At 37.0% G+C, this 20,535-nt stretch carries 27 protein-coding genes and 3 pseudogenes; 18 read left to right on the forward strand and 12 right to left on the reverse strand.

Annotated elements, in window-relative coordinates:
* Positions 1–44: 44 nt before the first annotated feature.
* The 5 genes from CVPH_RS00715 to CVPH_RS00735 all read right to left on the reverse strand — a co-directional run bounded on the left by CVPH_RS00715 (position 45) and on the right by CVPH_RS00735 (position 3,048).
* Positions 45–698, reverse strand: coding sequence for a DUF302 domain-containing protein (locus CVPH_RS00715; protein ID WP_201341643.1), 654 nt, complete (start codon positions 696–698; stop codon positions 45–47).
* 118 nt (positions 699–816) lie between these two features.
* Positions 817–1,221: a CBS domain-containing protein gene (locus CVPH_RS00720; protein WP_201341644.1), complete on the reverse strand. Its 405-nt coding sequence runs from the start codon at positions 1,219–1,221 to the stop codon at positions 817–819.
* A complete protein-coding gene (locus tag CVPH_RS00725) occupies positions 1,221–1,571 on the reverse strand; it encodes a P-II family nitrogen regulator (RefSeq protein ID WP_201341645.1) in 351 nt (116 codons plus the stop codon). Before CVPH_RS00725 ends, CVPH_RS00720 begins: the two co-directional genes overlap by 1 nt.
* An 8-nt stretch (positions 1,572–1,579) precedes the next feature.
* Positions 1,580–2,320, reverse strand: a complete 741-nt coding sequence (locus tag CVPH_RS00730) for a DUF1538 domain-containing protein (RefSeq protein WP_201341646.1) — start codon at positions 2,318–2,320, stop codon at positions 1,580–1,582.
* Positions 2,317–3,048, reverse strand: a complete 732-nt coding sequence (locus CVPH_RS00735; protein ID WP_201341647.1) for a DUF1538 domain-containing protein — start codon at positions 3,046–3,048, stop codon at positions 2,317–2,319. Before CVPH_RS00735 ends, CVPH_RS00730 begins: the two co-directional genes overlap by 4 nt.
* Before the next feature lie 124 nt (positions 3,049–3,172).
* Between CVPH_RS00735 and pabC the strand changes: the two genes are divergently transcribed.
* The 8 genes and pseudogenes from pabC (at position 3,173) to CVPH_RS00775 (ending at position 9,177) form a co-directional block, all read left to right on the forward strand.
* On the forward strand, positions 3,173–4,093 hold the full coding sequence (gene pabC, locus CVPH_RS00740; RefSeq protein ID WP_201341648.1) for an aminodeoxychorismate lyase: 921 nt from the start codon (positions 3,173–3,175) through the stop codon (positions 4,091–4,093).
* Positions 4,094–4,114: 21 nt separating this feature from the next.
* Positions 4,115–4,954, forward strand: a pseudogene (gene mltG, locus CVPH_RS00750) (endolytic transglycosylase MltG); the annotation flags it as partial.
* 22 nt (positions 4,955–4,976) lie between these two features.
* Positions 4,977–5,594 carry a dTMP kinase gene (gene tmk, locus CVPH_RS00755; RefSeq protein WP_201341650.1) on the forward strand — a complete coding sequence of 206 codons (618 nt, stop codon included), beginning with the start codon at positions 4,977–4,979 and terminating at the stop codon, positions 5,592–5,594.
* Entirely contained in the window at positions 5,591–6,604 is a 1,014-nt protein-coding gene (locus tag CVPH_RS00760; protein ID WP_201341651.1) for a DNA polymerase III delta subunit-related protein, read from the forward strand. Before tmk ends, CVPH_RS00760 begins: the two co-directional genes overlap by 4 nt.
* 30 nt (positions 6,605–6,634) lie before the next feature.
* On the forward strand, positions 6,635–7,921 hold the full coding sequence (gene hemL / locus CVPH_RS00765) for a glutamate-1-semialdehyde 2,1-aminomutase (RefSeq protein WP_201341652.1): 1,287 nt from the start codon (positions 6,635–6,637) through the stop codon (positions 7,919–7,921).
* Positions 7,922–7,927: 6 nt separating this feature from the next.
* Positions 7,928–8,263 carry an SLOG cluster 4 domain-containing protein gene (locus CVPH_RS00770; RefSeq protein WP_225879739.1) on the forward strand — a complete coding sequence of 112 codons (336 nt, stop codon included), beginning with the start codon at positions 7,928–7,930 and terminating at the stop codon, positions 8,261–8,263.
* On the forward strand, positions 8,224–8,418 hold the full coding sequence (locus CVPH_RS09890; protein WP_245396169.1) for an LOG family protein: 195 nt from the start codon (positions 8,224–8,226) through the stop codon (positions 8,416–8,418). The genes CVPH_RS00770 and CVPH_RS09890 overlap by 40 nt, the downstream gene beginning before the upstream one ends.
* A gap of 105 nt (positions 8,419–8,523) precedes the next feature.
* On the forward strand, positions 8,524–9,177 hold the full coding sequence (locus tag CVPH_RS00775; protein WP_201341653.1) for a histidinol-phosphatase: 654 nt from the start codon (positions 8,524–8,526) through the stop codon (positions 9,175–9,177).
* 41 nt (positions 9,178–9,218) lie between these two features.
* Here CVPH_RS00775 and CVPH_RS00780 read toward each other — a convergent pair whose 3' ends face one another.
* Together CVPH_RS00780 and CVPH_RS00785 are read right to left on the reverse strand one after the other, a co-directional pair.
* Complete coding sequence (locus tag CVPH_RS00780) at positions 9,219–9,734, reverse strand: DsrE/DsrF/DrsH-like family protein (protein WP_201341654.1); 516 nt, start codon at positions 9,732–9,734, stop codon at positions 9,219–9,221.
* A 28-nt stretch (positions 9,735–9,762) separates the two neighbouring features.
* The gene (locus tag CVPH_RS00785) at positions 9,763–9,987 is read right to left on the reverse strand and encodes a sulfurtransferase TusA family protein (protein ID WP_201341655.1); all 225 of its coding nucleotides are present in this window, start codon (positions 9,985–9,987) and stop codon (positions 9,763–9,765) included.
* Positions 9,988–10,093: 106 nt separating this feature from the next.
* On the opposite strand from CVPH_RS00785, the gene CVPH_RS00790 reads away from it, so the two are divergent.
* On the forward strand, positions 10,094–11,416 hold the full coding sequence (locus tag CVPH_RS00790) for a M48 family metalloprotease (RefSeq protein ID WP_201341656.1): 1,323 nt from the start codon (positions 10,094–10,096) through the stop codon (positions 11,414–11,416).
* Here the strand turns inward: CVPH_RS00790 and rpiA are convergent.
* Entirely contained in the window at positions 11,413–12,075 is a 663-nt protein-coding gene (gene rpiA, locus CVPH_RS00795; RefSeq protein WP_201341657.1) for a ribose-5-phosphate isomerase RpiA, read from the reverse strand. The two genes, CVPH_RS00790 and rpiA, sit on opposite strands and share 4 nt — an antisense overlap.
* Positions 12,076–12,118: 43 nt before the next feature.
* On the opposite strand from rpiA, the gene rdgB reads away from it, so the two are divergent.
* The 8 genes and pseudogenes from rdgB to CVPH_RS00825 all read left to right on the forward strand — a co-directional run bounded on the left by rdgB (position 12,119) and on the right by CVPH_RS00825 (position 18,641).
* The gene (gene rdgB, locus CVPH_RS00800; RefSeq protein ID WP_201341658.1) at positions 12,119–12,727 is read left to right on the forward strand and encodes an RdgB/HAM1 family non-canonical purine NTP pyrophosphatase; all 609 of its coding nucleotides are present in this window, start codon (positions 12,119–12,121) and stop codon (positions 12,725–12,727) included.
* A complete protein-coding gene (gene hemW, locus CVPH_RS00805; RefSeq protein ID WP_201341659.1) occupies positions 12,712–13,830 on the forward strand; it encodes a radical SAM family heme chaperone HemW in 1,119 nt (372 codons plus the stop codon). Before rdgB ends, hemW begins: the two co-directional genes overlap by 16 nt.
* A gap of 21 nt (positions 13,831–13,851) precedes the next feature.
* Complete coding sequence (locus tag CVPH_RS10595) at positions 13,852–13,980, forward strand: hypothetical protein (RefSeq protein WP_281064649.1); 129 nt, start codon at positions 13,852–13,854, stop codon at positions 13,978–13,980.
* 286 nt (positions 13,981–14,266) lie between these two features.
* Positions 14,267–15,976: pseudogene (locus tag CVPH_RS00810) on the forward strand (copper resistance system multicopper oxidase).
* A 15-nt stretch (positions 15,977–15,991) separates the two neighbouring features.
* Positions 15,992–16,177, forward strand: coding sequence for a hypothetical protein (locus tag CVPH_RS09895; protein ID WP_225879741.1), 186 nt, complete (start codon positions 15,992–15,994; stop codon positions 16,175–16,177).
* 154 nt (positions 16,178–16,331) lie between these two features.
* The gene (locus tag CVPH_RS09900; RefSeq protein WP_225879742.1) at positions 16,332–16,700 is read left to right on the forward strand and encodes a copper resistance protein B; all 369 of its coding nucleotides are present in this window, start codon (positions 16,332–16,334) and stop codon (positions 16,698–16,700) included.
* An 814-nt stretch (positions 16,701–17,514) separates the two neighbouring features.
* Entirely contained in the window at positions 17,515–17,781 is a 267-nt protein-coding gene (locus CVPH_RS00820; RefSeq protein ID WP_201341660.1) for a c-type cytochrome, read from the forward strand.
* A 119-nt stretch (positions 17,782–17,900) separates the two neighbouring features.
* Positions 17,901–18,641, forward strand: coding sequence for a multicopper oxidase family protein (locus CVPH_RS00825; protein WP_201341661.1), 741 nt, complete (start codon positions 17,901–17,903; stop codon positions 18,639–18,641).
* Between the two features lie 178 nt (positions 18,642–18,819).
* Here CVPH_RS00825 and CVPH_RS00830 read toward each other — a convergent pair whose 3' ends face one another.
* From CVPH_RS00830 to CVPH_RS00845, 4 genes are all read right to left on the reverse strand, one after another.
* The gene (locus tag CVPH_RS00830) at positions 18,820–18,993 is read right to left on the reverse strand and encodes a hypothetical protein (protein ID WP_201341301.1); all 174 of its coding nucleotides are present in this window, start codon (positions 18,991–18,993) and stop codon (positions 18,820–18,822) included.
* 128 nt (positions 18,994–19,121) lie between these two features.
* On the reverse strand, positions 19,122–19,400 hold the full coding sequence (locus tag CVPH_RS00835; protein ID WP_201341300.1) for a phage late control D family tail protein: 279 nt from the start codon (positions 19,398–19,400) through the stop codon (positions 19,122–19,124).
* Positions 19,401–19,443: 43 nt separating this feature from the next.
* On the reverse strand, positions 19,444–19,767 hold the full coding sequence (locus CVPH_RS00840) for a phage late control D family tail protein (protein WP_201341299.1): 324 nt from the start codon (positions 19,765–19,767) through the stop codon (positions 19,444–19,446).
* Complete coding sequence (locus CVPH_RS00845) at positions 19,764–19,919, reverse strand: hypothetical protein (protein WP_201341298.1); 156 nt, start codon at positions 19,917–19,919, stop codon at positions 19,764–19,766. Before CVPH_RS00845 ends, CVPH_RS00840 begins: the two co-directional genes overlap by 4 nt.
* A gap of 7 nt (positions 19,920–19,926) precedes the next feature.
* Between CVPH_RS00845 and CVPH_RS09905 the strand changes: the two are divergent.
* A pseudogene (locus CVPH_RS09905) lies at positions 19,927–20,286 on the forward strand (phage portal protein family protein).
* Positions 20,287–20,535: the final 249 nt, after the last annotated feature.

The raw sequence follows: 20,535 nt of genomic DNA on the forward strand, positions 1-20,535 counted from the left end.
TATATGTTTAAGTCAGTTTAAGTTTTTATGTATTGCAATAGTTTTTAAAAATCCCCCTCTGCGCCGCCATTTTGAATAGCATTCATGGTTTCTTGAACTGCTAGTGCTTTTTCAAGTAAGTACTTTGGTAGTGGCGCACCCCCATAAATCATGGCATTCATGTCTAGCGTATAGAGCCATCTTTGCCCAGACTTGTCTTCAATAAGTGCGATACGGCAAGGCAAGTAGGCTGAAAATGCATCTGAGTGATCAACCATAGTCATGGCTGTGCGCGGTGAACAATATTGGTAAATTTTTAAGAAACGTTGTCTTTTAAAATCTGGATGACCTTTGGTGACGCCCTCTGAATTGGTTTGAATTTCAACCATTTCTGAAAGTGGCAGCATACCAACAGAGCGAACACTTTCAGCAGTTGCGATACTTTCCATCGCCTCTTCTACATCCTCATTTGAAACATCATCAGCTACTTTAACACGCACAACAGATGCCATGGTAATATCACCTGTATCTAATAAAGTATTTGCCATTGGCATATAGACTTTGGCCATCGAATCGGGGTGTAGTTTTGGTGAAATCATTTCACTAATAATCTTTCCAGTCACGCCATCATATTTAATTTGTAATGACACAGCATAATAAGTTGTAATAGCGCCGATGATAATTAATAGCCATTTGACTAGATTGACAATTCTGCTCATTTCTCTTTCCTATTGTTAAAATTAAAATATTTCTGCATTCTAGCAGGTTAAAATAAAATAGTGAATATATCATTATTTGCTAATTTAGCTAATTAGCTAAATTAGCAAATTTTTTTTACTATACAACCCGTAAACCATTAAAGACAATACTGGTTAAACTAACCACGCCAACAATTTTTCCATTATCTAAAACCGGGCAACGAGACAAGCCAAAATTTGTCAATAGTTTTGCGCAATAGCGAATGTCCATATCAGGTCGAACTGAGATGGCAGGTTTATTCATAATTTCATACACATTTACTCGGTCAAGGGCTCGGTCTTTGGCAATGACTTTAGAGGCAATGTCAGCAATCAGTACTACGCCGTATTCGTCATATTCATGAGATTTATCAACCAAAAGCATTTTAGTTTTCTTATATTGCATGTCATTAAGTGCATTTTGTACGGTGCATTTTGAATCAACAATATCGACTTGTGTCCACATAACATCTTTTACTAGGGTTGGTGTTGTATTGTTAGTCATTATATTTTCTCCTCTATAGTGTGTTCTAGTGCATGAATTTGATGTATGACACCAACAGCATCCTCGACATCGATTTGAAACGCAATCCCTTCCTGTGGGTTGGATTCAAAGTGACCTGTATCAGCAATTATTTCTAGTATATCCCTAGAAAGGTGCTGTTCTACGAGTAATAATAAGACGTCTCTAGGTGTTTCAATATTGAGTCCTAAAAATGTTTTGTTGTGCTTGAGACCCTCTCCTCGTGCTTGAGAAATAATGGTTGAGCCTGTGGCGCCTTTTGTTCTAGCAGCCTCAAGTATTTTGTCAGTTTTGTCAGAATCAACAAAAGCGATAATCAGTTTAAAGTGCATAATCTCTCCTATTTTTTATCTTGTTTTAAAAATTTCATAATTTGTACGTAAGCCATTACACTCATAATGGGAAATAATGAGGCAAAGGCGATTAAACCAAAACCATCAATGAGTGCAGAACGTCCATCAATTGTACTCGCAAGTCCAAGTCCAAGGGCTGCAACCAGTGGTACAGTTACGGTGGATGTGGTGACACCACCAGAATCATAAGCAAGTGCAATAATATTTTTAGGTGCAAAATAGGTTTGTATCAGTACAATAACGTAGCCAGCAATAATAAAATAATGTAGTGGTAATCCAGCTACAATGCGAAAACTGCCGATGGCAATACCCACAGCCACACCAACGGCAACTGTAATTCGTAAGGGCCATACTTTGATAAAACCACCAGAGACTTGATTGGCCTTAATGGCAACCGCTAATAAGGACGGTTCAGCAATGGTTGTGGCAAAACCAATGCTGGCTGCAAAGATATAAACCCAATAATAATCACCCCAGCCAAGTGTACCACTACCGATAAAACTACTTGATGTAAGCTGGTTTGCCATTAATTTTCCTAGGGGGAATAGTGCTTTTTCTAAGCCAACAATAAATAAAGTGAGTCCAATCCACACCAAAATAAACCCAATAATAATCTTCTTTAAATGTGGTATTTTTTGTCTAAGAATGATGATTTGAAAACCAAATAACACCACCGCAATAGGAGCCACATCCCAAAACATGCTGATAAAGTTATCCACTAGGCTCATAGCAATATACCAAATAACATCACCGCAATAATGGGCAATAGTGAGGCAATGGCAATCATGCCAAAGCCATCGGTTAACGGGTTTCTGCCACTAATTGAACTTGCCAAGCCAACGCCAAGTGCAGTGAGTAGCGGTACAGTAATGGTACTAGTAGTCACACCACCCGAGTCATAAGCAATGCCAATGATAAAGTCTGGCGCAAAAAAAGTCGTAGCAATTACTAGGAGATAGCCGCCAATAATTAAGTACTGTATTGGCCAACCTTTTAAAATTCTGAGTACGCCAATCACCACAGCTAGACCCACAGAGGTAGCCACAGTAAAGCGTAATGTTTGCGCATAACTATTGAGTTCTATTTGTGTATTGACAATGCCGCCCAGTTGAGCCACTTTAGCCGCTTCATTGGCCACCGCTATAAGAGCAGGTTCTGCTATTGTGGTGCCAAACCCTAAGGCAAAGGCAAATAAAAGCAACCAAAAAATTGACCCTTTTTTGACAAAACTGTAAGCCAGTGTTTCACCAATAGGAAACAGTCCTAGTTTGAGTCCGTAGACGAATAAAGTTAAACCCAATAAAACAAACCCTGTGCCAATTATAATATCCATTAAGTTAGGAATGCTTTGTTGAAGCACAACAATTTGGAAAAAAGCAATTACACCTATAATAGGGGCTAAATCTTTAGCACTGTCAGTTAGATTGTTAATAAACTGTCGAGCAGTTTTTTTCATGAATACTTTGGGCTTGCGTTATTTTTTTTGATGAGGATATTGAGTTAAATGATGAAAATTTATTTTTAAGTGATTTTCATATCTCAAGATAGCAACCTTATACATTGAATTATAATGTTATTTTATGAATAGTGCCTTATTAATTAATGGGAAAAAACAAACCAAGCTCAATGTGCTTAATCGCCTTGTTCAATTTGGCGATGGTTTGTTTGAAACTTGTTTAATTGAAGATACTAGATTGTTATTTTGGTCCAAGCATTTTTCAAGGCTACAAAAAGGCTGTGATAAGTTAAAAATTCATCAAGTGAGTGAAGCTATTTGGCTTAAAGAAATTGCTAAAGCGCTTGGCATTTCCAAATTAGATCAGGCGGTGGTTAAAATCATACTTTCTCGTGGTGAGAGTACAAGAGGCTATGGCTATGAGAAAAACATTAAGCCAACTCGTATTGTGATTGTTTCTCCTATGCCTGATTTGCCTTGGCAATATGAGTTGGGTGTGTGTTCTAGTGGCTACGTAAGTAATCAATTATTGTCTGAGATTAAGCATTGTAACCGCTTGGAGCAAATCCTTGCAAGGTCAGAATTGCAAGTGCAAGAGTGCATTATGTTGGATGAAAATTCTCAGGTCATTTCAGTGACTCAGGGTAATATTTTTGCCATTCGCAATCAGGTGATTTTTACACCCAGTTTGACTGATTGTGGTATTGAAGGCACTCGAAGATCCGTGGTTTTTGATTTGGCACAAGCATTAGGTCTGCAACTTGAAACTTGTTCTTTGTCATTGACTGAACTACTTGAAGCGGATGAAGTATTTATTACTAATAGTGTGATGGGTATCAAGCCCGTGGCTAAAATTAATCAGCAACTATTTAGCCATCATCAAGTCACAAATCAATTAATCAGTGCTTTTGCTCGCTCTAAAAATAACCACTCATCATCAGTTTTGCTTAAATCAAAACGATCTTATTTGAAGCTTATTGTTGTATTTGTAGCAATTTTTTTGCTATTTTGGATGTATTGGGCAAATAATTTAGGTGTGTACTAAATACCTTAAGGGACCAGCCTTTATTCAACTGCAAATAATCTAGAGCATCTGGGTTATATCAACTCTAGTATTTTTATGCGGCTACTTGCCAAATCGTTCAATCTTGAGTTAAAAATTAAATCGGGTTATTATGATATTAATGCGGATATGAGCGTGATTAATTTGTTGAATCATTTTATATCTGCAAAAGTGGCGACCAGAAGTACCAGCTTAATTGAGGGCAATACTATTGATGACTATTATCAAAAGCTGGTTAATATGAGAGCGCTAAGATCTAGTTAAACTTTAACAGAAATCATGATTGAAATTAAGCATAGCCATCCGCATGATGGCTATTTTTGGCCAGATACTTATCAAATTAATTATGGTGATAGTATGCTTAGTGTGTTTAAAAGAGCCCATCAGATAATGCGTCAAAAACTTGAACTTGCTTGGCGTAATAGGGCTGACGCTCTTCCCTTGGAAAATTCTAAACAAGCGTTAGTACTTGCTTTTTTAATTGAAAAAGAAACGGCTAATGCACAAGAAAAACTCAAAATTGCAGGTGTATTCATTCGTCGCTTACAAAAAATCATGCGCCTACAAACCGATCCAAGTGCGGTTTATGCACTGGGTGAACATTACCAAGAACCACTCAAAAAACGAGATTTAAAACTTAAAAGCCCTTACAATACCTATAGAAATAAAGGCTTGCTACCAGGGCCAATCTCCTCAGTAGGTGCGGATTCGTTATATGTAGCCAGGTACCCATACATGAGTGATGCGCTTTATTTTGTTGCTAAAAAGGACGGCACTCACGCTTTTGCAAATACCTATCAACAGCATAAAGACAATATCAACAAGTACCTAAAAAACCAATAAATATCTATATAAAATATCTGACATGCAAAGAGGAAAATTTATCACTATTGATGGCGTTGATGGTGCTGGGAAAAGTACACAAATTGATTTTATTTGTGACTATTTAGCCAAAAAAAATATCAATGTTATTTTAACGCGTGAACCGGGTGGCACAGAGTTAGGTGAAAAAATCAGGACATTATTAATAAGCACTGACACCCAATCAATGCATGCTGATACTGAATTATTATTAATGTTTGCTGCTAGAAATGAGCATATTAAGACTAAAATTACGCCAGCGCTTGAAAAAGGTGATTGGGTGTTGAGCGATCGTTTTACGGACGCTTCGTATGCTTATCAAGGCGGCGGTAGAGGTTTGAGTGTTGAGCTCATTACACTTTTGGAAAAATGGGTGTTGCAAGATTTTACCCCTGATGTGACTTTACTATTAGATGTACCAGTTGCACTAGGCATGTCACGGGTTGAATCTAGAAGCCGCAAGGATAGAATTGAACTTGAAACACATGACTTTTTTAATCGTGTGAGAAATGGCTATATTGAGAGGTCTAAGCAATTTCCCAAGCGGATTAAGCTCATTGACGCTTCAAAAACACTTGAACAGACCACTCAACAAATCAAAACCATTTTACAAACATTATGAATCTTCCTTGGCACGCAAATGCATGGTCTAAACTACAAAAGATGATTGATCAAGATCATCTGCCTCATGCATTATTGATTACGGGTGCTGAAAAAATTGGCAAATTTGAACTCATGCAACAATTAGTGGGCGTGTTGTTAAAAGATAACGTTATTATTAGAAAAGACAATATTAGAGAGGATTTGGATTATCCTGTATTAATCAGGCGTTCAAATTATCCTAATATGGTTTATTGTCGCGCAGGAGAGATGGTTGAAAAAAGCAAAAACAGGTCTAAGGATATTCGTATTGACCAAGTGCGTGTTTTTTGTGATGCTTTGAACAAAACTGCTGATCAATTACAAATTGGGGTTGTTTTTTATGGCGATCAAATGAATATGAATGCCGCCAATGGTTTGTTAAAAACCCTTGAAGAGCCTAGAGAAAATACGCTCATTATTATTTTGGCGCACCATGTTGAAAATTTGCCAGCCACGATTGTATCAAGGTGTCAAAATATACATATTGCACCGGCGTATGGTCAGCAAACTTGCCAGTGGTTAATTGAACATATTGGTAAAACTCAAAATGCAGATTTTGATATTCCGCAGTTATTAGAAAATACACATGGCGTTCCATTTAAGGTGTTGTCTGAGTTGTCTGATGGCAGTTTTATCCATTATCAAAATTATCAAAACCAGTTACTTAATATTGCCATTAATCCATTAATGGTGACACAGATTAAAGATTTTGAAGGTGATGAGTTGGTGGTTTTAAATTGTTTGCAAAATATTATTATTGAAGGAATCAGGTTAAAAACCATCCATCAAGAAGGCGGACTGATTGAGCTTAATCAAGTCATCAAGGCAGTAAAATTTGAGTTTTTATTTAAACTACTTGATGATATTTATCATGCCATTAAACTGTCAAAAACCACCGTTAATATTAAGTTATTATTGGATAGTATTTTAATTGTATGGTCGCATATTGTTCATTTAAAACAATATCCACAAATTACCCAAAATGCATAAGGCTCGTTTATTAACAAAACAGGAGAAGACATGAATCAATCAGAAACTTTATTTGCACAAGCAAAAAATGTCATTCCTGGTGGGGTGAACTCACCAGTTAGGGCGTTTAATGGTGTAGGTGGTAGCCCTATTTTTTTTACCCGTGGCGAGGGTGCTTATCTTTTTGATGCGGATGGTAAAAGGTATATTGACTATGTTGCCTCTTGGGGTCCAATGATTTTAGGTCATGCCAATCAAGCGGTTATTGGCGCTGTTAAAGCCACCTTGGAAAATGGCCTTGGTTTTGGTGCGCCTACTCAGATTGAAACAATATTGGCAGAAAAAGTATGCGAGTTAATGCCTTCAATTGAACTGGTTCGTATGGTCAGTTCAGGCACAGAAGCAACCATGAGTGCCATTCGTTTAGCGCGTGGTCATACGGGCAGAGACAAAATTATCAAATTTGAAGGTTGTTATCATGGCCATTCTGACTCATTACTGGTTAAAGCAGGTTCTGGTGCTTTGACATTGGGTGTACCAACCTCACCTGGCGTGCCTGAAGATTTTGCAAAGTACACACTAACTTTAGAATACAACAATATTGACCAAGTACGCGAAGTGCTAAGTGAAGTGGGCGCTGAAGCGGCTTGTATTATCGTTGAACCTGTGGCAGGCAATATGAACTGCATTCCACCCACTGACGGTTTTTTGCAAGGATTACGTGAATTATGTGATGAGCATGGGGTTATTTTAATTTTTGATGAAGTAATGACAGGTTTTCGTGTCGCGCTTGGTGGTGCACAAGCATTTTATAACGTAAAACCTGATTTAACAACATTGGGCAAGGTGATTGGCGGTGGCTTGCCAGTGGGTGCGTTTGGTGGTAAGCGTGACATTATGCAATCGATTGCACCACTAGGGCCTGTTTATCAAGCAGGAACACTTTCGGGCAATCCAATATCAATGTCAGCAGGCTTGGCAATGTTAAATGCATTGTCAAAAGATGAGGATTTTTATACCACCTTAAATGCCAAAGTTCAGAAGTTAACAAAGGGTATTTTAGCCAAGGCCAAAGAAAGCAATATTGGTATGACTGCTAATGTTGTGGGCGGTATGTTTGGCCTGTTTTTTACCGATTCTCAATCAGTGACTAACTTTAAAGAAACTTCACAATGTAATGTTGAATTGTTTAAAAAATTCTACCACCTAATGTTGGCAGAGAGTGTGTATATGGCACCCTCTGTTTATGAAGCGGGTTTTGTTTCCAGTGCTCATAGTGATACAGACATTCAAAATACCATTGATGCGGCTGGACGTGCATTTGCAAAATTGGAATAAATTCTTATGAAGATTGATGTGGTTAAATCAGAGCTGATTAATGCTGCTAAGTTGTTGGGTAATTTTAGCAAAAATATCACTATTTTTGGCTCTGCAAGAATTAACCAAGAGCATGATTTAGCAAAAAAAGCGTATCAATTGGGTAAATTATTATCTGATAGTGGGTTTAATATACTAACGGGTGCTGGTCCTGGCATTATGCAAGCTACAAATCAAGGCGTATTTGATGGAAAATCAAGTAGTATCGGGCTTAATATTAATTACCCAAGGAACAAACCCCCAATCCATATTTGGACGAATGCTTGCTATTTGAGCATTTTTTTACCCGCAAAGTCATCTTGATTAAGTATGCAGATGCTTGTGTCTTTTTTCCTGGCGGTTTTGGCACAGCTGATGAACTGATGGAAGTATTGACTTTGGTGCAAACAAGAAAAGGCAAGCACATTAAATTTTTTGCTGGGCGTGTCATTTTAGTCGCCCCTCATCACTTGGTTTAAACCGCTTGCACAGCAAGGCTATATTAGAGTAGTCAACAAGATTTAAATTTATTTTGCCTTGTTTGATGGGATAGAGCAAATATTAGCTAGTATTAAGGAGGCGTAATGGCACTTGCAATTTTTGACTTAGACAAAACACTGATTAAAGGAGACAGTGATTTTCTTTGGGGGAAGTTTTTAAGTGAAATTGGTGCTGTTGATGCAGGTATTTATCAAAGCAAAAATCAGTATTTTTTTGACCAATATGCACTTGGAAAATTAGACATTAATGAGTATTTAGAATTTTGCTTAATGCCTTTGTCTCAATATTCTATACAGACATTAAATCAATGGCATCAGCAGTTTATGAGCCAGAAGATTGAGCAAATTTTATTGCCTAAAGCTCAAGCAGCAGTTGATGCACATAAAGCTAAGGGTGACATTGTAATGGTGATTACTGCCACCAATCACTTTGTCACTGCGCCCATTGTGGCTAGATATGGGATTGAACATTTACTAGCCACTAACCCTGAAATTAAAGAAGGTCAATATACAGGTAAAGTTGAGGGTGAGCCGTGCTTTCAATCTGGCAAAATTAATCATCTTAATAAATGGCTGAAAGAGACTGGCGAAAACATCAAAGGCGCAAGTTTTTATTCAGATTCGTATAATGATTTACCCATGTTAGAATTGGTAGATTATCCAATTGTTGTTCATGGTGATGACAAGCTAAATGCCCTTGCAATTGAGCGAGACTGGCAGCGCTTAGATTGGACATAATACCGTTTCTTTTTTTATTGATGGATAATAATAACTATATATTACATATAGAGGTTATGATTTGAGCCATCACATTCTTCAAAGTAAGTCGCCGCACCTGCAAATTCAACACCATCAATGAAGTCGTCTTTACTATAGCCAAATAAATCAACGGTCATTTCGCAAGCGATAAATTTAACATCAAATTCCTGACACATAGAGCGTAACTCATCAAGCGTGGCAACGCCATTTTTCTTCATGGTTTTTTTCATTAAAAAAGTAGCTAAGTATTCTGTGAATGGCAAAGACCAAAAGATATTTGGAATTTTTGGACCGAAATCAATTTTTTGTAGCCATTCAGGGCCAAAAGGTAGTTTCATTGGCATGGCTGGATTACCTATAGGGGAGACACGCAATTTAGAGGTGTCTTTTAATAAAAGATTAAGCCCGTAAAAGGTAAAAAAGATGGTGACTTCTTTATCCATTGCAACACCAGTAGAGGCAATAATGAAAGGCGGAAAAGCCCAATCAAAAGCTCCTTTAGTGGCAATAATAGTCATTTTTTTATTGTTTGACATAATGATTCTCCTGTTAAATAATTAGTACTTAAGCCCTTTCAATGGTGAAGATGTATTTGCCACTTTCTTCAACGGTGGATATAAGTTTGTTACCTGTTTGATTACAAAAAGCTTCAATGTCTTTTACTGAACCAGTATCAGTTGAAATTACGTCTAAGATCTTACCAGTATCCATCTTAGATAATGCTTTCTTAGTTTTTAAAATTGGTAGTGGGCAGTTTAAGCCTGATGCGTCTAAAGTTTCGTCAGCCATTTGTGGACTCCTTAATATTTTTTAAAGTTTAATTAATATATTAGAAATAACTAATAAGTTTGCTATTTTAGTCGTTCATCGGTAAAGAGTCAAATATAATAAGTGTATGATTAAACTTTTAGTAATGTGGGCATTGATTGCTCTACCTGCGTCTGCATTAGAAGTGCCTGAGTTGGTCTTATTTGAATCGTTACAGGAGCAAAAGCAAGGCAATGAATTTTTAAAAATTATTTGGGATACCAGTTCTGTGGTGGCCGATATTGAAACCCAAGTTTATTTAAAAAAGTTAGGCCATGAATTGTCTGCTTATAGTGAAAATCCATCTAAGCATCTTGATTTTTTTATGCTGAATGATGATAGTATTAATGCTTTTTCAGGCCCATATGGTTATATTGGTGTGCATACTGGTATGTTGCTCAGTTCTGATTCTGAATCTGAGCTTGCAGGTGTTCTTTCTCATGAAATATCACATGTTACTCAAAACCATCTGGCTCGTTTTAGTGAGAAGACGGGCAAACAAACTTATATAATGCTAGCCAGTATGCTAGCTGCAGTATTGGCGAATAATTCCACTATTGCAGTTTCTGGCGTTGCAGCAATTGCACAGCAAAGTATTAATTTTACCCGTGCACATGAGTGGGAGGCGGATCGAATAGGTACTAAAATACTATTAAAATCTGGCTTTGATCCTAAAGGTATGGCGCAATTTTTTAAAAAACTTAAAGACAATTCAGGTGCAAATGAATTTTTACGTACCCACCCACTCAGTATCAACAGAATTTCTGATTCTATACAACGCTCTGCTAGAGAACATGGTGATTATCGAGCTGATTCATTTGAGTATTTAACCATTAAGGCCAAGTTGTATTACCATCAACACAAGCGCGTTAAATTGGAAACAAACAAAGCGCTCAACTTGTATATGTACGCTTACGATGCTTTAGAAAAACAAAAGTATCGACAGGCTAAAAATCATATTGACCAACTTTTGAAACTAAATAACGACAATCCAACTTATATTCTGGCAGGTAGAATATATTCAAAACTTACACAAATAGATAAGGCACAAGTATATTTCTCCAAAGCGAATGACAACGAAACTAGCATATATTATGCAGCTAAAGCTTATGCAGCTAATAATAAAATCACTAAGGGTATTAGTATATTAAAGCGCTATTTAAAACTTAATATAGGTACTTATCATTCTCATAAGTTGCTTTCATATTTATATGTAAATGCTGGCAAGTTAGACCGCGTACATATTCACAACGCCAAAGCATTGGTATTGCAAGGTAAGTTAAGCGAAGGTGTTACTCGTTATCAGCGAGCAAAATCTGTCACTCAGTCGCGAGATTTGTTTGATGTCTTAACAGTCAGAATTGAGCGCTTAAAGCAGTTGATAAATCTGTATCAGAATTTATCCAATTAGACAGTTACGACTTTCACGCCATTAGGCGTGCCTAATAATAAAACATCTGCACCACGATTAGCAAAAAGCCCATTAGTCACCACTCCAGTAATGCTGTTTAATTCTGTTTCCATTACTTTGGGGTTGGTAATTTTCAAATTTTTAATATCAAGGATTGAGTTACCATTGTCACTGACAAAATTTTCTCTAACTTTAGGTGTTCCACCAATTCTTTGACTAATTTGATGTTTGACATAGTTAGATGCCATTGGAATAACTTCAACAGGTAGTGGAAAGCTACCCAACATTGTCACTAACTTTGATTCATCAGCAATACAAATAAATTGATCAGCCGCCGCCGCTACAATTTTTTCGCGCGTGAGCGCACCACCACCACCTTTGATAAGATTTAGACTACCGTCTGATTCATCTGCACCATCAATATAAACTGAAATAGCTTCTACCTCATTAAGATCAAATACTTTAATGCCATAGCCTTCTAATCGCTGTGCAGTTGCTTTAGAACTTGCAACAGCGCCTTTAATGTCGTTTTTTATTTTTGCCAGTGCATCAATGAAAAAATTAGCAGTAGAGCCAGTGCCTACGCCTATAATGGTATTTTTTACTACGTACTTGAGTGTGGCTTGTGCAACAGCGAATTTCATTTCGTCTTGAGTCATAATGAGTTCCATACAATCTAAATATTAGGTCAAATTATACACGATGAAAAAAATCATTCTTGCCAGTAATAATCAAGGCAAAATCAAAGAGTTTAACGCCATGTTAAGCAGTATTTACCAAGTTGTATCTATGCAAGATATGCAGGTTGCAGAAGTGCCAGAAACAGGGCTAACCTTTGTTGAAAATGCACTGATTAAAGCACGAAATGCCAGTGAACAATCTGGACTACCAGTACTGGCTGATGACTCAGGTATTGTGATAGATGCACTGGGGGGTGGTAGCCCTGGTATTTATTCTGCACGTTATGCGAATTGTCATAGGGATGATGAGGCGAATACTCAAAAAGTATTAACTGATATGAAGGATGTGCCAGAGGGTGAGAGAACTGGACGATTTTGGTGCGCAATTGTTTTTATTAAGCATGAAAATGACCCAACACCCGTTATCATCCAACGTAGCTGGGAGGGCGAAATACTGCGTGAAAGGATGGGTGATAATGGTTTTGGTTATGACCCAATTTTTTATTTGCCGACCCGTAATTGCACTTCTGCTGAGCTCTCATCTGTAGAAAAAAACAAAATTTCTCACCGAGGCAGGGCTTTATCAGCGCTACTTAAAACGCTCAAAAAAAATCAGTGGGTTGCGCATTAGAATTGCCACCATTGGCGTTGTATATTCATTATCCGTGGTGTGTTAAAAAGTGTCCTTATTGTGATTTCAACTCGCATGAGGGCAATCAACAAAGTGGCTATATTACGGCGTTGTTAAAAGACCTTGATGAGGATTTAGATTATGTCCAGGGTCGTTCCATTCAGTCTATTTTCTTAGGTGGTGGCACACCCAGTTTGATGAATGAGCAGGCGCTTTTTGAGTTATTTTCTGGTTTAAAAACGAGACTAAAATTTGCAGATGATATTGAAATTACGCTAGAAACTAATCCGGGTACTTTTGAGATTGAAAAGTTCAAGGCATTTAAACGTATTGGTATTAATCGACTTTCAATTGGCGTGCAGTCTTTTAATGATCAGCATCTCAAATCATTGGGTCGTATTCATAATGCCGATGAAGCAATTTATGCTTGTGAGAAAGCCAAGCAGGTAGGTTTTGAGCATTTTAATATTGATATTATGTATGGCTTGGAAAACCAAACATTAGACGACTACCTGTCTGATATCAATCAAGCTGTGAATTTAAACCCTGAGCATATTTCTTTTTATCAATTAACCATTGAGCCCAATACTTATTTTGCCAAATTTCCACCGACTTTACCAAATGATAATGACATTTTTAAAATGGGCAATAGAGGTGTGAATTTATTAGAGAAAAATGGTTATATACGCTACGAAGTATCTGCTTTTGGAAAGACACCATCGAGGCACAATCTAAATTATTGGCAATTTGGTGATTATATTGGTATAGGCGCTGGTGCTCATGGAAAAATTACCTGCTCAAACGAGCCTTATTCATTTAGAACGACAAAGGCGCGCTCACCAAAGGATTATCTAAAAAATAGGCAAAATCAAGTCAAATCCATTGAAAATTTAAGCTTTGATTTTATGCTCAATGCGCTTAGGCTAAAGCATGGGTTTGATTTGGCTTTATTTACATTAAGAACAGGACAATCAATACAAGCAATTGAGTGTCAATTAAACAAGGCCCAAGCATTGGGACTACTTGAATTGAATGATAGACGCATTCAACCTAGTGAAAAAGGCTTTGATTTTCTGAATGACTTACAAGCTATTTTTTTGTGATATAATTAAATTATAAAAGTTTTGTTGTCATTAGTTTTGCTTGTATTTATGTCATTGGCTGGTGATGTTTCTATGTCTGATAATATTGAGTATTGCTCAGTGGATGATAAATCGATGAATATGTCCGCTGTAGAACATTTATCAGAATGATATAATATAACCTGCGTTTAATGTTTGGCTTTTGATAAAAAAATTGTGTTTCTTGAGCGCTACACTCCTCAGTCACTTTCAGTGGCTTTCATTTTTAATGCCTTTTATACTTCTTTCTCCTCAAAAGTAAACATTCCTCCTCCAATCGTTTAAATTTTCTAGCGTATTGACACAAATTTGTTTTTTATAAAACAAATTTTTATTATCATCAATCAATCTAAGTTTTTTTTAGTGGTATTTAAGGATTGTTTATCAATTCAAATAGTTATTGATTAAGGAGAATAGAATGAATAACAAAACATTATCACGTAGGCAATCTGTTACTGGTGTAACAATAGGCGCTGCGACATTAGCGATTAACCCAAGTATTTTATTTACAGGTATGTGCAACAATATAACAACTTTAACAGGCAACACTTTTAATCTAAGTATTGGAGGACAAAGTGCGAACTTTACCGGTATAATGCGTACTGCCACTACAGGAAATAACTCACTTCCAGCACCTTTATTAAGATTTAAAGAAGGTGAAATGATTACCTTACATGTTAAAAATAATCTTAAAGAAAGCACTTCTATTCATTGGTATGGTTTGATTTTGCCATCAAATATGGATGGTGTGCCTGATATTAGTAATGACTTTCATGGTATTAAATCAGGCGAAACCTTTACTTATCGTTTTAAAGCTAAACAAAGCGGCACCTGTTGGTATCACTCGTATTCTGGTTTCCAAGAACAAACAGGCTTATATGGTCCGATTGTGATAGAGCCAGTTGAAAAAGATCCAGTAATTTATGATAAAGATTATGTTGTCTGATTGGACGGATGAGAATCCGATTGATATTTATCATAAGCTTAAAAAGCTCTCACATTATTATAATTTTAAAGAGCGTACACACTCGGATTTAATGAATGATTTTGAGAAAAAAAGACTGGAAAACACTTGGAATGATAGAAAAACGTGGAATCAAATGAGCATGAGTCAGCGTGATTTGTCTGATGTAACAGGATATACCTACACTTATTTCACTAACGGCGTAACGCCAGATAAGGGCTGGGTTGGCTTGTTTAAAAAAGGTGAAAAAATCAGGCTGAGATTTATCAACGGCTCAGCAATGACATTTTTTGACGTACGTATTCCTGGTTTAAAAATGATCGTGGTGTCTGCTGATGGGCAAAACATTCAACCCGTTTCAATCGATGAATTTCGCATTGGTGTGGCTGAAACTTATGATGTGATTGTTGAACCAAAAGATGGTAGAGCGTATACCATTTTTGCACAAGATATTGTACGTTCTGGTTATGCACGTGGCACATTAACACCTGATGTTTCTATGACTGGTGAAGTGCTAAAGTTAGATAAAGTACCAAACCTGACTCACAGTGATATGGGGATGGACATGTCGCACATGAATTACGGTTCAATGGACATGTCTAAATTTGCACAAGGTATGGATACCAAGATGAATATGGACAGCGGTAAAAAAAATGCCAATCATGGATTCAATGGTAACTCATGTAGACATGCGTTCTGCTAATCTTCAATATCGTCTTGATAATCCAGGTGTTGGACTACGTAATGATGGCAGAAAAGTCTTGACTTATGCAGACCTACGTAATTTACATATGACTCATAATTATCCTGATCCAGATAGAGAAATTCAATTGCATTTAACTGGCAATATGAGTCGCTATATGTGGTCTATTAATGGTGTGAAGTTCGCCGATGCCGAGCCACTTAAATTTAAATTTGGTGAGGTTGTTCGTATCATTTTTGTTAATGATACGGTGATGAACCATCCAATGCATTTACACGGTATGTGGAGTGATTTAGAAACTGGAGATAATATGTACATTCCTCGCAAGCATACTGTGATTGTTTAACCAGGAGCAAAAATTAGTTATCGAGTTAAAGTTGATGCTAAAGGCTCGTGGGGCATATCATTGTCATTTGTTATATCACATGTTGGGCATGTTTCGTCGTGTGGATGTGGTTTAATTAGAGGAGAAAATAATGAAATATTTAAAAGTAATAACAATCAGCTGCTTATTTGCTTTGACATCACAGTCATTTTCAGGGGGCATAGAAGACGACCCTATTTTAATTAAGGTGATAGGTGAAGTGGAGTTGCGAAGTACAGATGGTGCTAATCCTAGGGCTTGGAATATTGAGGCTTGGATTGGATGGGCTGAGATTTAAATAAATTTTGGGTTAAAACCAAGGGCGAAAAAGTTGCAGGGAAGACCGAAAAGTTTGAGTTATAATTACTTTGCTCAAAAGCAATAGCACCTTTTTGGATTTGCAACTCGGGGTGAAAAAAGACTTTCAGCCTAAAACGCAACGCAATTAGGGAGTGATTGCTGCCAAGGGCTTGGCACCTTATTTATTCGAAGTTGATGCTTCGTTATTTGTGGGTGAATTTGGCAGATTAGGTATACGTTTGAATGCTGAGCATGAGTATATGCTTAGTCAAAAATTGATTTTATCGCCAGAAGTAGAGATTAATGCATTTAGCAAAGACGATGAATTAACAGGTACAAGGAAAGGTTTGTCTAGTGTTGAGACAGGATTGAGGCTGCGTTATGAAGTTACACGTGAATTTGCACCTTATATTGGCATTAACTGGGAGAAAAAATATGGTAATACGGCTGATTTTTCTATTGCTGAAGGCGAAGATATTGAAGGTACACAAATTGTAGTTGGTGTGCGTTTTTGGTTTTAGTCTGACAATATAAGATTATTAATCTGACAATTAAATACTATGCACCCAAGATTCAAATAAAGGCATTTTGGTTAAGATGTGGCTTGCTAGTTATGAGTAAAATTTACAACAAAAATCAAAAGAGTTTATTGGGGTTTTGTGCATGGTGTTTAACTAATAGGCTGATAGCTTGGTATGGTGGTTTTATTTTGGAGCATAAAGAATGAAAAATTTATTAAAAGTATTGTTTATTATCAGTATATTGTTGTTCTTATTAGTTTGGTTTGGGGCGTTTAATATTTCTGCCAAAAGAAACACTGGGGTATTACAACAAAGTTATTGATATTTGTAAAAGAGCGTTCTATTACAGTGTATGCGTATGATATTAAGGCGCCTAATTTATCAAAACCCGATATGATTAAGAGTGGCGCCAAGAACTTTGATGCAATGTGCGCTCAATGTCATTTATCTCCTACAAAAGAATCGACAGAATTAAGCCTTGGGCTTTAACCCTAAGGTACCTGTATTTTATCAACAAAACCATACAGGTCATGGCTCAGGAAATATATTCTGGACTATTAAAAATGGACTTAAGATGACTGGTATGCCAGCATGGGGGGAGATTCCCATATTGATTAACAAATATGGGAAATGGTGGCTTTTTTAGAAAAACTTAATGACATGTCTGCTTCTGAATACACACAATTGGTTGGCGATATGGTGTATATACGCATAAAAATACTGTGTGTATAGAAAAACCAATTGCCCCTAAGAGTAACAATGACCATCAAGAGGATGGACACTTGCATTTATTTAACATAAAAAAGATGAAAAGATGAAAATATTAATAATATTATCAAGCGCGTTGTTTTTAAGCAGTTGTTTTGATAGTGGTGATGTGCAAGCAAAAGAAGCAGACAAGGTGCAATTAGGCAAAACAACTTTTGATAAAAATTGTCTAGTGTGCCACGGGAAAGCAGGTGGTGGTCTTGTCAAAGATTGGAAAAAGAGGCAAGCTGGATGGCAATTTTCCAGCACCACCTGTGAATGGTACAGTGCACACTTAGCATCACTCACCCGTACAATTATTACGTACTATTAATAACGGTGGCGTACAATTTGGTGAGCAAATGCCAGGGTTTAAAAACAAGCCTTACTTAATTATATTCATAGTCTGTAGTCTAAAGATATACAGCAAAAATATGACGCAAGGTTTTCAAAATGATTAGTAGAAGACGATTCCTTCAAGCAAGTTTGGCTTTGATAACCTTACCCAAGCAAATGGTTTTGGCAAGTGGGCGATTATTTAAAAATCGTTTTCAAGTGCTGATACTAGAAACAGGCAAAAGGATTGGCAAAGATGTGTATTGTGATTTAAATATCCAATTTGGATACAGTCCCATTTTACCCAATCAATTAACCCCAATATTAGGCATTAATCAGCCTTTTTTAAGCGTGACTTTGAGGGCTAATAAAGGTGAACGAGCGCACATTAAGGTTAAAAATAGCCTTGATAAAACCACTACGCTACATCGGCATGGGATGAAACTGCCTGCCAAGACAGATGGCGGGCCTCATCAACCAATCCAGCCGAGTGGCACTTGGCTAAGTGAGTTTGATATTGTTCAGGATGCAGCAATATTGTGGTATCACTCTCATCAAATTCATCAAACAGGTAGGCAGGTTTACCAAGGATTAGCAGGGATGTTTATTATTAATGATGAGTCCGCTAAGAACTTAAATCTACCTATGGAATATGGTGTGGATGATTTTCCAGTCATTATTCAGGATAAGGACTTTAAGAAAAATGGTGCATTTGCCTATATTCGCTCCATACCAGATAGAATGATGGGCAAGAAGGGGCAAACTGTTTTGGTTAATGGTGTTATTAATCCTGTTTTAAAAGCAAAGGAATCATTATTGCGTTTGTGCCTATTGAATAGCTATAATGCCAGAACATAGTGTAAGCCGCGTTTGATTTTACAAAAGTTTTAAGTTTGTTTTGCAAAATTATTTTTAACTATCTTCCTTGTCTATCAAAAATTATCAACAAAACTACTTGTCTATCAAAAAAATAAAAAAATAAAAAAAATGATACATAAAATAAAGTAATTTTAATTTGTACTTAATCAATGATTAATCATTTCTTATTAAGCAATTTAATCGATGTTTTATAACCTTGTTCGTCAAGCACATGTGCGCAGCTTTCGCACTTAAAATCATTAAATCTAAAGCCAATCAATTGAATCTCAAACTCACTGGCTATTTTTGGATTGCCAACGGTTGTCAAACTACCGCTAATGCGTCCATGCATTAAGTCGTTATATTTAGTTGTCGCCTTGTCATTTGCCTCCTCTCGCGATGCAAAGATTGTTTTAAGCGAGTAGATGTTCTCACCTGAGCTAATTGTACTTATTTAGTCTCTCCAGTCTCGTTATCCCGTCACTTAGTAATAACTGCATCATATTTGGGTCTGTCAGTTTGACTAAAGTTCCAACGAGAGCAATCACCTTTACTTATGAAAATAGGCTTCAGTGCTTCACCGCTTACTTTTTTAAAATCATCTTTTGAATAGCCTAGCAAAGTAGAGCTGATAGACTTAAATTTTGCATCGTAATTGCCACTCAATCTAGTGAGCAAGTTTAAGTCAGTTTCGTTGTTTTGATTTAATTGATTAATGGGCATGTCTGTTAAGAATTCGCTAACTTTAGAATCTAGCACATTACGCTTGACGATAGTGTTGATTAAATCACTTAGTGTTGTGTTATTGTATGTTCGCGTGCGTGCGTGATTGATTTGAGTGACTTGTTAATCCTAGAGCCTTTTGCAATAATACTGATATGCCCGATGTAATCACCTCATCAACTTCAAAGCTACCTTTGTTGTACAGATCATCACCATAACCTAACCAGCACTCAATCTCAACGTCTGTGCGTGGGAGCACCACCTCGTTACCTCTATCGTCAATGACAATACTTAGTGTGTCATTTTTAATACCATCGTTAGACAGCGTCAATGATACAAATCTTGACCTAATAGCATCAGTAATGTCTTGATTGTCAGCTAGTAGTTTGAAATTCGGCTTCATAACGGTACACCTGCGTCTTTGTTTTGAGCTCGAAATTCATTAATAACCGCTGTCAATTGATAAGGTTTTAGTTGCTTGACTTCATCAACACACCACAGTCTTTGTGCTAAGTTATCGGCATGTGCCCAGCCTTTTTTTACATATAGCAACAAGTGGGAGATATCAAAGACTGTTTTAGGGCAAACAATGACGACCGACAATGGCTCGTCAAATGCGCAGGCGTGTGTGCATAACGAAGTGCGTGCTGATATTTTGCGCGCTGATGCTAAAGCACTAGCAAATACGCTTAATCGTGACTTGGTTAAGCCGTTTATTGATTTAAATTTTGGGGTGTAAGAAACGTATCCGACCATTATCCTGCCTGTGCCAGAGCCAGAGGATTTGGCACAGCTCAGTAAAAGCTTGTCTGAATTAATCCCCTTTGGCTTTAAGGTCAGCCAAAGCCAAATTAGACAAAAGTTTGGACTAGATAAGCCTAAGGATGAAGATGATATTTTGATGTTGTCTAATACTGCCTAAAACCATTTCTCTGATGCTAGCAAAATGGTGACAATGAATGTGGCACAAGGCCAGATTGGGGCTGATGAATTATCAGACTAAGAGGTGATGGTACCAATGATTAACCCGATTGATGAGCTCTTACAAGAGTGCAAGGACTTGGCAGAATTTGAGGCACACTTACCTGAATTGTTACAAACGTAAGATCCTCAACAAACTAATAAAACTATTGACAGAGTCAGCGTTTAAAGCGAAAACTGACGGGCTAGG

Source organism: Abyssogena phaseoliformis symbiont OG214, assembly GCF_016592595.1.
Classification (GTDB): Bacteria; Pseudomonadota; Gammaproteobacteria; order PS1; family Pseudothioglobaceae; genus Ruthia.

Bases quoted from the DNA above. Each gene is read 5' to 3' on its own strand.
- CVPH_RS00715 (WP_201341643.1), bottom strand. From the start codon at position 698: ATGAGCAGAATTGTCAATCTAGTCAAATGGCTATTAATTATCATCGGC.
- CVPH_RS00720 (WP_201341644.1), bottom strand. From the start codon at position 1,221: ATGACTAACAATACAACACCAACCCTAGTAAAAGATGTTATGTGGACA.
- CVPH_RS00725 (WP_201341645.1), bottom strand. From the start codon at position 1,571: ATGCACTTTAAACTGATTATCGCTTTTGTTGATTCTGACAAAACTGAC.
- CVPH_RS00730 (WP_201341646.1), bottom strand. From the start codon at position 2,320: ATGAGCCTAGTGGATAACTTTATCAGCATGTTTTGGGATGTGGCTCCT.
- CVPH_RS00735 (WP_201341647.1), bottom strand. From the start codon at position 3,048: ATGAAAAAAACTGCTCGACAGTTTATTAACAATCTAACTGACAGTGCT.
- pabC (WP_201341648.1), top strand. From the start codon at position 3,173: ATGAATAGTGCCTTATTAATTAATGGGAAAAAACAAACCAAGCTCAAT.
- tmk (WP_201341650.1), top strand. From the start codon at position 4,977: ATGCAAAGAGGAAAATTTATCACTATTGATGGCGTTGATGGTGCTGGG.
- CVPH_RS00760 (WP_201341651.1), top strand. From the start codon at position 5,591: ATGAATCTTCCTTGGCACGCAAATGCATGGTCTAAACTACAAAAGATG.
- hemL (WP_201341652.1), top strand. From the start codon at position 6,635: ATGAATCAATCAGAAACTTTATTTGCACAAGCAAAAAATGTCATTCCT.
- CVPH_RS00770 (WP_225879739.1), top strand. From the start codon at position 7,928: ATGAAGATTGATGTGGTTAAATCAGAGCTGATTAATGCTGCTAAGTTG.
- CVPH_RS00775 (WP_201341653.1), top strand. From the start codon at position 8,524: ATGGCACTTGCAATTTTTGACTTAGACAAAACACTGATTAAAGGAGAC.
- CVPH_RS00780 (WP_201341654.1), bottom strand. From the start codon at position 9,734: ATGTCAAACAATAAAAAAATGACTATTATTGCCACTAAAGGAGCTTTT.
- CVPH_RS00785 (WP_201341655.1), bottom strand. From the start codon at position 9,987: ATGGCTGACGAAACTTTAGACGCATCAGGCTTAAACTGCCCACTACCA.
- CVPH_RS00790 (WP_201341656.1), top strand. From the start codon at position 10,094: ATGATTAAACTTTTAGTAATGTGGGCATTGATTGCTCTACCTGCGTCT.
- rpiA (WP_201341657.1), bottom strand. From the start codon at position 12,075: ATGACTCAAGACGAAATGAAATTCGCTGTTGCACAAGCCACACTCAAG.
- rdgB (WP_201341658.1), top strand. From the start codon at position 12,119: ATGAAAAAAATCATTCTTGCCAGTAATAATCAAGGCAAAATCAAAGAG.
- CVPH_RS09895 (WP_225879741.1), top strand. From the start codon at position 15,992: ATGAAATATTTAAAAGTAATAACAATCAGCTGCTTATTTGCTTTGACA.
- CVPH_RS00820 (WP_201341660.1), top strand. From the start codon at position 17,515: ATGAAAATATTAATAATATTATCAAGCGCGTTGTTTTTAAGCAGTTGT.
- CVPH_RS00825 (WP_201341661.1), top strand. From the start codon at position 17,901: ATGATTAGTAGAAGACGATTCCTTCAAGCAAGTTTGGCTTTGATAACC.
- CVPH_RS00830 (WP_201341301.1), bottom strand. From the start codon at position 18,993: ATGCATGGACGCATTAGCGGTAGTTTGACAACCGTTGGCAATCCAAAA.
- CVPH_RS00840 (WP_201341299.1), bottom strand. From the start codon at position 19,767: ATGAAGCCGAATTTCAAACTACTAGCTGACAATCAAGACATTACTGAT.